The sequence below is a fragment of the Pararhodonellum marinum genome (genome assembly GCF_015354735.1).
GTDB classification, from domain to species: domain Bacteria; phylum Bacteroidota; class Bacteroidia; order Cytophagales; family Cyclobacteriaceae; genus Pararhodonellum; species Pararhodonellum marinum.
On record NZ_JACEFJ010000003.1, the window covers coordinates 223981 to 235630 of the forward strand.

Consider the following 11650-nt stretch of genomic DNA (forward strand, 5'->3'; position numbering starts at 1 on the left):
AATAGGCCAAAGCCTTAATTTAAGGATTTATTGGTAAATATTCCGGGCTTGGCGGGAATTTATGGACGAATTTTAGGTTCCAGCCACAAAAGGCTGAGCACCACCAAAAAGCTGATCCACCAAAAGGCATCCGGTAGGCGTCGGGTAAGCGTCTTGGTTTCGGCTGTTTGGTGGATGGAAATCTCCTGAAGGGTATGTGCCAAAATACTGGATTGTTGATGGGAAGCGTAAGCTTCGGATTCCTCCACATAGATTTCCATCTCTTCAGCTACTTTCACCCAACCGCTTTGATCGGGAATCCAGGTGCTAGCCTGTTTGTGGGGATTGAGCCAGTCAGGGCTAAAATACACCGTATCATTTCCTATGGATAAGGCTTCGGCAGCCAAACTATCAGAATAAATTTCCAGCTCAATTTTGGTTTTGGGAAAAACAGGTGCCTGAAGTGCCACCTGATGGGAGGGAGGCTTTCTAAGCTGAATCAACACCTCCGACCAAAAGGCATCATAACGGAGAGAATCCCCCTCGATTTTCCAGGGAAAAGTTTCTTGGTATAGGCTCAGGCCAACTTTCCCACTGCCACTTCTTTGAAAAGCCACTTTATCCCCATGAATGGACCATTGGTAAGGTTTGTCTTTAAGGCGAAAGGGCCCGGTGCTGACTGATTCGCCCGATGAGGATTCATCATCAACCACTGAAAGCTCCCATTGCAGATCCAAAGCGGTATTGATCGATTGAATGGCTTGGTTGGGATTCTGGAAACCGTAGAAAAAAACCGAATGACCCTGTTCCAGCAGTGCTTTTACCAAGTTGCTATTGGCAAATGTGGGATTAGTAATGAGCAGCGTAGGGTTGTCAGGCTGATTGATGTCGGTCCTGATGCCCACATTTTCCGAAACCTGACTTTCAAATTGAACCTTGAGCCCCTGCTGAACCAGCCAAGTGGCCAATTGCCTGCTCTCAAAATCCGGATAGGGCAAAAGAAACTGAATGGAAAAAGGTTGGCTTGGCTGCACATAGAACCGGATATCGGCCAGCGTATTTCCTTCTCGCTTCACTTCAAAACGGTTTCTGCCCTTGGCTTTGGGAGCAAATTCAAAACGCACCTCTTGGTAACCAACTGATAAAGAAACTCTATCCAAATTTTCATCCTCCCAAGTCAGGTAAAGCCAACTTTCTTGACCTACGTTCAATTTTAAATCCAACACCTGTTTTTCATCTGGAGCCAATACGGATTTCCAAGTGATAAAATCAAGAGAATCTTCCTGAGGAATGGGAATCCATCGGGTATGGACAGGACTTGATGCATACAGCATTGCAGGGTCAAAATCTCTGCCCATCAGGATCAGGCTGTCATTTTTATTATTGTACTTGGCTTGGGTAAAAGCTGGCAGCCTATAATGTGATCTAAGAGAATCTCCTTGGCTTTGAGAAAGCTCATTCCCCAAAAGAAGCAGCTTTTGTGGCTGTTCGGAAACCTCCCAGGTAGGATCCCAAAGATAGGCGGCCAACCAAAGCAACAACATTCCATTGAGCAGAATTTTGATTTTTCTGGGGTTATCGGTTTTTCGCCAGTACAACCACAGCAGCCAAGCCACCAAAAAAACCAAGACCACCAACAGGAACCAACTCAGATTTTGAAGTGAAAAAAACAAAAGTATGGGCTTTACCATTATCGAAGGTTTTTCCAAAAAGCATTGGACAAGGAGGAATTGGCTGGTTTTTTGGGATCTTGACTGGCCATTTTAGGTAGCATTGCCGACATCCTGGTTTTTAACAAGGCCACTTCTTTATCTGCCAATTGGCCATCAGCCAGCCATTTTTGCAGAAGAATCAAAGCTTCCCAGTCCCCAAACCCTTCCGATAACAACCTGCCTGCCCACTGATCTCCCAATTCCTGGACAAGTGCCTTTTCTTCTTGGTTTAAGCCCGATTTTTCCAGAAGGCCCAAGCTTTTAGCAAGCAGCATGTCAAACTGCTGGGCTTCCAGGTCCCTTTCTTCTTTGGAAGGCGGGGTAATGTCTTTCAGCTCTCCAGTCAGTCGCTTTTCAGCTATCTTGATCGGTGCGGGTTCAAAACCGGTCCGCTTGACAAAGGCCCTTGATTTCTGTTGAACTGTTTTGAGCAATTCCAGCGCTTTTTCCTGATAGGGAATGGCTTTTTCGGGTTCATACAGCCTCAGGTACAATTCAGATTGCCACATCTGTTCCAAAGCAGCTTTGAGCAGGCTTCTCGTGGATTGATCATAAAAGGTGTTTTCGTCCTCGGTATCATGGATATGGAGGTATTGTTCCAATAAGGCAGCCATGGGATCTTCTTCGTCGGAATGATCATGATCTCCGTGGGAATGCCCGTGATCATGGTCATGGCCTTCTTCTTCATGGTCGTGGTCATGGATATATCCTTCCAGCAGATCACCACCCTCGCTTTCGGGGGACAAGTTGTCCCCACCGGCTGTGCTTTCAAATTCCTCCCCGAGAAACTGTCCATATCGCAGGCGAAGTACCTTTTGGTCAAAGCCGATTTCGTTCGAATTGTACTTGAATTGTTGGGTTTCTAGTTTGGACTTTTCGGCAATCAGTTTTTTGGTATCTATGATGATCTGCCTTTGGCTTCTGAAATATTCGGGCATGATGTCCACGGCCATCTTGGTCAGCTCGGCATCACTTAGGTTTTCCAGGTCCTGGTATTGGATAAAAAAAGTTTCTGATCTGCTGACATTGGGTTGTGGCTGCTGATTGTCTACCGCAACCCAATAATAATACAGCTCATCACCCGGCGAAAAGGAGAGTGCTTCCAAGTCCAGTGTCGTGGAAAGATGGGCTTCTTTAAACCTGTTTTTGGAAAAAGGGATTTTGTTTTCCCTAAATTTGACGTTCTCTCCGCTACCCCGAGCCAAGGTAGCCACGACATACACTTCATTGACCAAAAAATCATCGGATACCTTGGCTTCCAATTTGATTTTGGGATCAGAGGTTTTCCTAAAGGTGCGGTACGTTTCTTTGGTCGCTGGCATAATGACCGGTTTTTGATCCAGTTGGGCCTCGATGGGATGGAAGTCTGTGGTCAGCAGGGTTTCCTCCCCATTCATCACCCTAATGGCATAAATGCCGGAATTCAGCAATCGGTCTTTCAGTTGATAACCGGATGCAGTAGGGGTAAAGGCCAACGCTTTGTCGCTTTGGTCCACCAAGAACACCTCCAAGGAATCAGACTCCTGCAACTCCAGCTCCCATGTGATTTCACTGCCTCGCATGGCACGGATATCCAGGGTTTTGCTTTGACTTTCTTTTAAGCCAGTGTAGGCAGGGGGCTTGACCTTGACTTGAATGTCTTGGATAGACACTTCTTCTTTTCCCTCAGAGATAACTGTGCCTTTCGCACGTTCTCGATGGGAATCAATGGGCTTGCCGGAAAAATCAACAAGACTGCCAACAATTGCCCAAACCAAAGCCATGGACAAAGTCAGCAAAGCGATTCTTTTTAACCCTTGATGCCAATAGATAGGTACTTTCAATCCTTGGGCTTTCTCGTCTACCCGTAGAAGTTGAAGCTGTTCCAGTGGATTCCTTTCTTTTTTGTACAACAAATCCAAACTGTATTCCAAACCTGGCAAGTCCCGGTGAAGCTTTCGGGTGGCCATGGGACCATTGATTTTCCACACCTGAAAATGGATCATGCCGAGAATCAGCGAAAGCAGCGAAAATAGAAAGGCCAATTTCAATGGAAAAGCCAGGGTCAAACCTATGAACAGGACTACTGCGGCAGATAGCAGGGTTTTCAGCAAGGCATTGACCTGAAGCTGCAAAACGGTATGCGATATGGTCCGGTTCAAATGTTTCATAACTGCCTCGGTATGGCCATGCTTCTTTCGATGCCTGTGAAGATGATCAACAAAACGAATAGAAAGGTTTTTAAGGGAAAGCTGTTTGATGCTTTGGTTTCTGAAGGGGTGTTAAAATGGGCTTTTATTTGAGCCATGGAAAGTTGGGAGGATTGTTTTTCCAATCCCAAATGCTGCAAAAGGCCATCCAAAATCCGTTCGGGAAGCGTTCCGTCCTTGACCCATTTTGAACTGGGATGTGGCCGCTCGGCAAGCTGAATGATTTGAGGGTGAGATGGATGACCAACATGCCCAAACACAAAATACAACACTTCTGTTTCCACTTTCTCCGGCTGTTGATCGGTAAAAAACAGCTTGATCCTTGTTGAATTGAGCCCCTCACCAGCTTCTTCCAACTCCAAGTCATATACCTCCTCAATTGAACGGATCATGGAGTGAATTGTATTTATTTCTTCCTGAATGGTAAAATCATGTGCGTAGTACAATTTTGAAATTGGAATATTTTTAATCGCATTTACCGAATTGCTCTCATCTAGGGTCAGTTCACCTGACTGGGATATAAAAAGGCTTTGGTTATTGGGAAGCTGTAGCTTTTTCTGGACTACAAAATCCTGATCCAGCTTGTCATAGACATGGAAGATAATGGGATAGGGGAGGTCAATGGGTTGTTTCGGTAACAGGAAGGAAGTGCTGCTCAGGTAAAGGTGGACTTCATCAGCTTCCAATTCATGCAAAGCTGAAATCCAATGGGGAGCGGAAATGATTTTATCAAAATCCGCTATCGCTTCAAAGGAATTATCTTTCTGACCTATACCATACACACATTCGCCTGCAGTTTTGGCTTGTTCGAGTTCAAAGGCAAAATTGGCCAATAGCTGGGAATCGGTCTCTACCAGGTGGATGATTTTTTTATCGGTTGAAAACGGTGGGTTTTTCAAAAATAAACCTGTCAGAATCAAGGAAAGCAACATGATCATGGCACACCGGACCAAGAGCAACAAAATATGGTTCAATCGCCAGCCTCTGCTGCGCAGGTGGTCCACTTGGGGTAAGAATTTCATGGCTGCCCATGCCACCTGTTTCCCTCTCTTCTGACTCCAAAGATGGATCAGTAAAGGGATGAGCACAGCAAGCGTCCCCAAAAGCCATAAGGGATGGGCGAGACTCATGACTTTTTCTGTTTGGAGGTAAGGTAGGCGAGCAGGATATTTTCTACTGGGTCACTCAGTCTACAGCGAAACAATCTTACCCGGGGCAGATTGAGCTCCCTATCGAGGTCAGTCAGAAAATGACTGATGGATTTTCTGTAAGCGGTTGCTACCTGCTTGGTTTGCAATTCTACGGTTCTGTTTGATTCCAGATCTTCGAATCGGTACATGCCTTTTTTTAGACTAAAGTCCAGCTCATGATCTCCTAGAATTTGAAAGATGATGATTTCTCGTTTATTGGATACCATGCTTTGGATCAGTCGGATCCATTCCTCATCGATTTGGAAAAGGTCAGAAAAAAAGAAAATAAGTTCTTTCTGTCTGGAATTCAGTTCGGGCAGATCAGGATCCATATTTCCCCATTTTCCCTCGGCTTTCAGGCTTTCCAGCTGCACAAGGATTCTTTGAAAACTATGGCCTTTGGCAGGCACCTTCATTTCCATCTGTCCATTTTGAAGCACAAATAGACTCATTTTGTCATTTTGTTGATGTCCCAGATAGGCCAGGGATGCCGCCAGTATTTTGACATAATCCAGCCTGCTGACCCCATCTTCTTTGTAATTCATGGATCCCGAGCCATCCACCAGAAAACGGATGTTGAGGTGACTTTCTATGTTGGATTCCCGAACTTGATACCTGTTTGACCGCGCAAAGAGCTTCCAGTCAATCATTTTGGGATCATCCCCGGGTTCGTAATGCTTGTATTGTTCAAATTCCGTCCCGCTTCCGATCCGTTTCCCCCAATGCAATCCGGTCCACATGGCGTCAGATACAATCTTAGCTACAAGCTGAAGGTTGTTCAATCGGATCAATTCAAGGGCTTGATGGGTCATGGCTTGGGATAGTTTTTCAACAACGCCTGTATGATATCATCGGAGTTGACCTGTTCAGCTTCTGCCTTGTAATGTAGTGCCAACCGGTGCCTCATCACAGGATAAGCCAAATGATGGATATCTTCAGGAACCACAGCATAGCGGCCTTTCAAGACTGCCCTACCTTTTGCGGTCAAAATCAGGGCTTGTCCGGCCCTTGGGCCAGCACCCCATTCCACATATTTTTTCACCAGTTCAATGGAACTATCAGTTGGCCTTGATGCCCTCACCAGCTGATTGACATAAGCAATGAGTTCTGGACTGATGTGGACTTCCCGTGTGAGGTGCTGTAGAGAGATGATGTCAAGATCAGAAAGAATGGACTGTCGGTCCTGAAGTTCGACCCCTGTGGTTTTGGTCAGTACTTCTAGCTCTTCCTCCAGAGAGGGATAGCCAAGCTTGACATACATCAGAAAGCGGTCAAGTTGGGCTTCCGGAAGGGGATAGGTTCCTGACTGCTCGATGGGGTTTTGCGTTGCGATGATCATAAATGGCCTGGGTAGAAGATGAACATTACCGGCATAAGTCACGGCTTTCTCCTGCATGGCTTCCAACAAGGCAGCCTGGGTTTTGGGAGGCGTTCGGTTGATCTCATCTGCCAATACAAGGTGGGCGAAAATCGGACCCTTATTGAACTGGAAGAACTTTTTGCCAGTTTCATGGTCTTCTTCCAAGATTTCAGTCCCGATGATGTCTCCCGGCATCAGGTCCGGGGTAAACTGAATCCTTTTGAATTTCATGTCCAGGGCATCAGAGATGGTTTTGACCATGAGGGTTTTGGCCAATCCGGGAACCCCTTCCAAGAGGCAATGCCCTCCCGCCAACAAAGCAATCAAGACTTCCTCTATGGCCTCCTCTTGACCTACAATGACCTTGGCTATTTCCTTTTTCAAAAGGGGCAGCTTATCAACCAGTGCTGTATATTTTTCCAATGCTGTATGTTCCAAACTCAAATCGTTAAAGCATAAATAACTATGTTGACTCCAAAACGGGTATTGTCCTGAGCCAAAAACCGTTTGTTTCTAAAATCATAATCCCACTCACAGCCATAATCCTTGTTGCTGTAGAGCACCCCGATTCTTCCCTTTACAGTGATGGCTTTCAGATAATCATGCACCAGGTCATCTCCCCAGCCGTTCAGTTCGAAAGAACTGGTGGGAGGGCCGTCGGGAAACTGGAAGAAACAGTTGTAGATCCTGTGGTCATTTGGGATTTTCTGAAGGGCTTCTGCACCAAAAGTCCGACCCATTTCAGCCTCAAAAGACTGGGCAAACAAGCCATCAATGTCATGGTTGCAGTCATCCACAAATACAAACCCTCCATTCAGCACGTATTGTTTGAAATGGTTTCTTTCCTGACTGGTAAATTCCACGAGTCGATGCCCGCTGAGGTAGCAAAACGGGCTTTTAAAAATCTCGGGACTGCTCAGTTCGACAACCTTTTCTTTTTCCTCAATGGGTATGGTAGTGTATTCTACCAGAGAATTGAGCAAGTTGGAAGGCATCCGCTGATCGGTATCCCAATTGCCTGAGCTGTATTTTAACCTGGTGAAAAAGAAATTTGACATAGTTGGTCTGTACATGTCACTGTACGCTGAATGCGTGTACAAGTTTTTCCAAAAATTTTAAAGTCACAGGGTTTCCAAATGCTATGGCCTCCCTGTGACTTTAAAATCCTGGTCATTAAACCGCGTCGGATAAACTGGTGAAGGTGAAATCCCTGATTTTCATCGGAGGGATCATATTGCCTCCGGTGCGTTCAGGTTTACCCATGGCCTCGATGTTGTTGAGCATGATCACCGGGCTCTCATTGAAGCGGAAGTTTTTTACAGGAAATTTGATTTGACCGTTTTCTATGTAGAAAGTACCATCCCGGGTAAGCCCTGTGTAGAGGAGGGTTTGGGGATCTACTGCTCGGATATACCAAAATCTGGTCACCAATACTCCCCGGTCCGTATTTCGGATCATTTCTGCCAAGGACTGAGTGCCTCCTTCCATGATGATCCCTGAAGGACCTGGCAAGGGCTCTTTCCCTTGCTGTTCTGCCCAGAATCTGGAATACACCATGTTTTTGACCACCCCGTTTTCTATCCACGAGGTTTTTTGGCGGGGAAGGCCATCAGCACCCCAAGGACTGGCTGGAATGTCGACATGTGCCGGGTCTGAATAGATATTTACCCGTTCGTCAAATAGCTTTTCTCCCACCCGGTTGCCACCTCCTTTTTTGCTTAGAAAACTTCTTCCTTCATCGGCACTTCGTGCATCCATACTTCTGGCCAGTAAACCGATGAGGTTGCTGGCAGCGGTGGGCTCCAGTATTACCGTATATTTGCCAGGTTCGATGGCCTGTGCATTGACAGAAGCGGCTGCTTTTTGCATGGCCACTTCGGTGGTCTGCCGGCTGTTGAGCAGTGAGACGTCATTGAAGTCCTTGATGGCATAGCCAGAACCTGTTCCATCGGCCGTGCGGACGGTGATCGAAAAATCCACTGAGGTGCTTTTGTAATAGCCAAACATTCCTTTGCTGTTGCCCATGGCAGAAAATCCGGAAAAGTCTTCCAGATACCCGGCCGTGGTCAGATTTTTATCTGAAGCAGGCAAGATGCTGTCAGCTGCTACCTGAGCCCTAAAATCAGGATCAATCGCATCAGTGGCCTCGCTAAAAGTCTTGGCCTCTTCGTATTCCTGTGGTCCCAACATGGGCATGTATTCAGGATTTTCAGGGGCAAGTCTTGCAATCTCTTCTGATCTTTTTACTGCCTTCCTAAGCGAATCGTCATCCAATTCATTGATGGAGGTATTTCCGCTTTTCTTACCAAAAACACTGGTGATGGAAAGGCCGAGTTCATCGCTTTCTCCGCTGGTGTTTACCGTGTTTCGGGCATAGCGGATGTTGCCTGTTTTACCGCCATATATATTGACACTCATTTCGTCTGCCTCTGAATAGGACAGGACTTTATCTATGATTTGTTTTGCTTCTTCTTTTGTTAAAACTGCCATGTGAATTTGGTGTTTGAGTTAAATCCTTCTTCCTGTGTTGATCACATTGACCCCATTGAATCGGGTGGTGGAGCTGCCGTGGGAAACCGCACTGATCTGTGAAGGTTGCCCTTTTCCGTCAAAAAAGGATCCGAAAGTACGGTAATCGTCTTTGTCGCAGATCTGTACGCAGGAATTCCAGAATTCCTGGGTATTGGACTGGTAGGCCACATCATTGAGCATGCCTACGATTTCTCCGTTTTTGATCTCATAAAACAGCTGCCCGCCAAACTGAAAGTTGTAGCGTTGTTGATCGATGGAAAATGAACCCCGACCTACGATATAAATGCCTTTTTCCACATCCTTGATCATGTCAAGGACGCTAAGCTTGTCTTTGCCAGGCTTCAGGGAAACGTTGGGCATTCTTTGGAATTGGACAGAACTCCAGTTGTCTGCATAGCAACAACCGTGGGATTCCTCCTCGTTGATGATTTTGGCCTGATCCCGGATGGCCTGGTAATTGACAAGGATGCCGTCTTTGATCAAGTCCCACTCTTTACACTTCACCCCTTCGTCGTCATAAGCCACTGCACCCAGGGTATTTGGCTGGGTTTTGTCTGCTACGATGTTGACCAAATCGCTGCCATACTGGAAATTTCCGGATTCCCACTTGTCGAGGGTTGCAAAACTGGTTCCTGCATAATTGGCTTCATAACCCAATACCCGGTCCAATTCCAATGGATGACCCACAGATTCATGGATGGTCAAACCCAAATGATTGGGATCTAAAACCAGGTCATATTTTCCGGCTTCGACAGACTTGGCTGCCAGCTTTTCATTGACCTGAAGGGCGGCTAGTTTGGCATCTTCCATGATGTCATAAGAATTGCGGTAACCGATCAGGCCATTGGGCCCTTCGATTTTTTCTGAAGCAAGCCCGTCCATGTATTCATAGCCCATACCCATGGGGGAACTCAGCGCATCTCTCGTTTTGAATACACCTACTGCCTGATCTACCGCAGAGGCAGTGAAAGTAGGCCATATCCTGTGGATGTCCTGATCTATGTAAGAACCATCAGAGGAGGCAAAATATTTCTGTTCATTGACCAGAAACAAGGCTGAATTGATAAATTTCGCCCCATTTTCCATAGCCACATTATTGGCAGCCAATAGGAGGTCAGTTTTCTCTTTGACGGGGATTTCAAAACTGTTTTTCTTGATAGGGGTCTGCCAGCTGACTTCTCCAAAACCTTTTACAGGAGCTAATACAACGGGTTCTTTCTGTAATTTTGCATTGGCTTTTGCAATGGCCACAGCGGTTTCAGCGCATTTGGCGATACCCTCGGGAGTCACATCATGGGTTGCCGAAAAGCCCCAGGTTCCATCTGCGATGACCCGTATGCCCACTCCGAAAGACTCGTTGTTGGTGATGTTTTGGACATTTTTTTCTCTGGTAAAAAGGTATTGTTGCAAATACCTACCGATTCTAACATCGGTGTAGGTGGCCCCTTTGCTCTTGGCGGCATTTAGCGCAATGTCAGCCAACTGCTTTTTGGCGGCATTCTCCAATCTTTCTTCCAGCAAGGCGGCTTCTGAAACCGGGTGGCCCATCAGTGGTATGCCAGGAATCATCATGGCACCCATACCGAGTCCGGTAAGGTTGATAAAATCTCTTCTTTTCAAAGTTATAGTTGTTTAGAAATTGACAATATGGGTTTATATCAGGGTTCAAGTTAGGAGTATGGCCTTAATAATCCAAGTAAGAAAAAACGAGTCCTAGACCCTTTTTGATTAAGGGATTGATTATAGGTTTGGGTGGTCAAAAAAAAACCGTTATAGCCTAAACTACGAAGGCTAAAACGGCTGAAATCAAATCAAAGAGGTCTGATTAGCGATGGAAGCCCTTTGAAACAAATGCCAAAACATCAGGAAGAGCAGTTCTCCAATAGGACCAAGTGTGGCCTCCATCCCGAATGCGGAACTCATGTGGGATTTCTTTCTTCTTCATGGCAATGTGAATCAAGCTGTTGCCTTCATACAAAAAGTCATCATCTCCGCAGTCAATGTACCAGCGAACGGCATCCTTTTGCTCATCGGGCATATTTTCTATGAGTGTAAGCGCATTGTATTCCTGAACGTACTTTTCAAGACTGGCCTGTGGTATATTTTCTATGTCCACAATCCGTCTAATTTCATCCACAGAAGAGGGTCCTATGTAAGCACTTAGGGGACAGGATGAGGAAAACATGTCAGGGTATTTCAAGGCATACATAAAGGAACCACCCCCTCCCATAGAGAGCCCCGCTACAGACCTGAATTCTTTGGTGGGCCTGGTCCGGTATTTTTGTTCGACATGGGGAATCAGTTCCTCGAAGAAAAAATCCTCATAATTCCAATCGCCTTGAGGATGATTAAAATAGCCCATTCTTCCCGTCCTTGCATCTGGCATAATGATGATCATGGGGGTGGACTTTCCCTCTAGGATGGCTTTATCCGCAATGTGTTGCACTTCTCCGAACTGCACCCATCCGGTCTGATCATCTCCGGCGCCATGCAACAGATAAAGCACTGGGTAGCTTCGATTGGAATCTTCATATCCAGGAGGGAGGTAAACCGCATATTTGCGTTCACTTTTCAGGTGTTTGCTTTGCAGTGTTTGGTTGTCATGCACCTGACTGTTTTGGCCCATCAGCGCAAAGGGAAAGCCAAATAGTAGGATAAGAGGTATTAGAAAATGGTTATTTCTCATAT

The 11650-nt window shown here is 46.1% G+C and carries 9 protein-coding genes; all 9 read right to left on the reverse strand.

Annotation, left to right across the window (positions count from 1 at the left end; genetic code table 11):
• Nucleotides 1-59 precede the first annotated feature (59 nt).
• The 9 genes from H1A14_RS08075 to H1A14_RS08115 all read right to left on the reverse strand — a co-directional run bounded on the left by H1A14_RS08075 (nucleotide 60) and on the right by H1A14_RS08115 (nucleotide 11648).
• Nucleotides 60-1670 carry a hypothetical protein gene (locus H1A14_RS08075; RefSeq protein ID WP_194775728.1) on the reverse strand — a complete coding sequence of 537 codons (1611 nt, stop codon included), beginning with the start codon at nucleotides 1668-1670 and terminating at the stop codon, nucleotides 60-62.
• On the reverse strand, nucleotides 1670-3841 hold the full coding sequence (locus H1A14_RS08080) for a hypothetical protein (RefSeq protein WP_194775729.1): 2172 nt from the start codon (nucleotides 3839-3841) through the stop codon (nucleotides 1670-1672). Before H1A14_RS08080 ends, H1A14_RS08075 begins: the two co-directional genes overlap by 1 nt.
• Nucleotides 3838-5010 carry a BatA domain-containing protein gene (locus H1A14_RS08085; RefSeq protein WP_194775730.1) on the reverse strand — a complete coding sequence of 391 codons (1173 nt, stop codon included), beginning with the start codon at nucleotides 5008-5010 and terminating at the stop codon, nucleotides 3838-3840. The genes H1A14_RS08080 and H1A14_RS08085 overlap by 4 nt, the downstream gene beginning before the upstream one ends.
• On the reverse strand, nucleotides 5007-5882 hold the full coding sequence (locus H1A14_RS08090; RefSeq protein WP_194775731.1) for a DUF58 domain-containing protein: 876 nt from the start codon (nucleotides 5880-5882) through the stop codon (nucleotides 5007-5009). Before H1A14_RS08090 ends, H1A14_RS08085 begins: the two co-directional genes overlap by 4 nt.
• A complete protein-coding gene (locus H1A14_RS08095; RefSeq protein ID WP_194775732.1) occupies nucleotides 5879-6868 on the reverse strand; it encodes an AAA family ATPase in 990 nt (329 codons plus the stop codon). The genes H1A14_RS08090 and H1A14_RS08095 overlap by 4 nt, the downstream gene beginning before the upstream one ends.
• Nucleotides 6869-6870: 2 nt before the next feature.
• Nucleotides 6871-7488: a DUF4159 domain-containing protein gene (locus H1A14_RS08100; protein WP_194775733.1), complete on the reverse strand. Its 618-nt coding sequence runs from the start codon at nucleotides 7486-7488 to the stop codon at nucleotides 6871-6873.
• A 115-nt stretch (nucleotides 7489-7603) separates the two neighbouring features.
• Nucleotides 7604-8920: a TldD/PmbA family protein gene (locus tag H1A14_RS08105; RefSeq protein ID WP_194775734.1), complete on the reverse strand. Its 1317-nt coding sequence runs from the start codon at nucleotides 8918-8920 to the stop codon at nucleotides 7604-7606.
• Between the two features lie 18 nt (nucleotides 8921-8938).
• Nucleotides 8939-10582 carry a TldD/PmbA family protein gene (locus H1A14_RS08110; RefSeq protein WP_194775735.1) on the reverse strand — a complete coding sequence of 548 codons (1644 nt, stop codon included), beginning with the start codon at nucleotides 10580-10582 and terminating at the stop codon, nucleotides 8939-8941.
• Nucleotides 10583-10787: 205 nt separating this feature from the next.
• The gene (locus H1A14_RS08115; protein ID WP_194775736.1) at nucleotides 10788-11648 is read right to left on the reverse strand and encodes an alpha/beta hydrolase; all 861 of its coding nucleotides are present in this window, start codon (nucleotides 11646-11648) and stop codon (nucleotides 10788-10790) included.
• Between the last annotated feature and the right edge of the window lie 2 nt (nucleotides 11649-11650).

What these genes read in the sequence shown, in the direction of transcription:
- H1A14_RS08075 (WP_194775728.1), bottom strand. Translation starts at nt 1,670, where the DNA reads ATGGTAAAGCCCATACTTTTGTTTTTTTCACTTCAAAATCTGAGTTGG.
- H1A14_RS08080 (WP_194775729.1), bottom strand. Translation starts at nt 3,841, where the DNA reads ATGAAACATTTGAACCGGACCATATCGCATACCGTTTTGCAGCTTCAG.
- H1A14_RS08085 (WP_194775730.1), bottom strand. Translation starts at nt 5,010, where the DNA reads ATGAGTCTCGCCCATCCCTTATGGCTTTTGGGGACGCTTGCTGTGCTC.
- H1A14_RS08090 (WP_194775731.1), bottom strand. Translation starts at nt 5,882, where the DNA reads ATGACCCATCAAGCCCTTGAATTGATCCGATTGAACAACCTTCAGCTT.
- H1A14_RS08100 (WP_194775733.1), bottom strand. Translation starts at nt 7,488, where the DNA reads ATGTCAAATTTCTTTTTCACCAGGTTAAAATACAGCTCAGGCAATTGG.
- H1A14_RS08105 (WP_194775734.1), bottom strand. Translation starts at nt 8,920, where the DNA reads ATGGCAGTTTTAACAAAAGAAGAAGCAAAACAAATCATAGATAAAGTC.
- H1A14_RS08115 (WP_194775736.1), bottom strand. Translation starts at nt 11,648, where the DNA reads ATGAGAAATAACCATTTTCTAATACCTCTTATCCTACTATTTGGCTTT.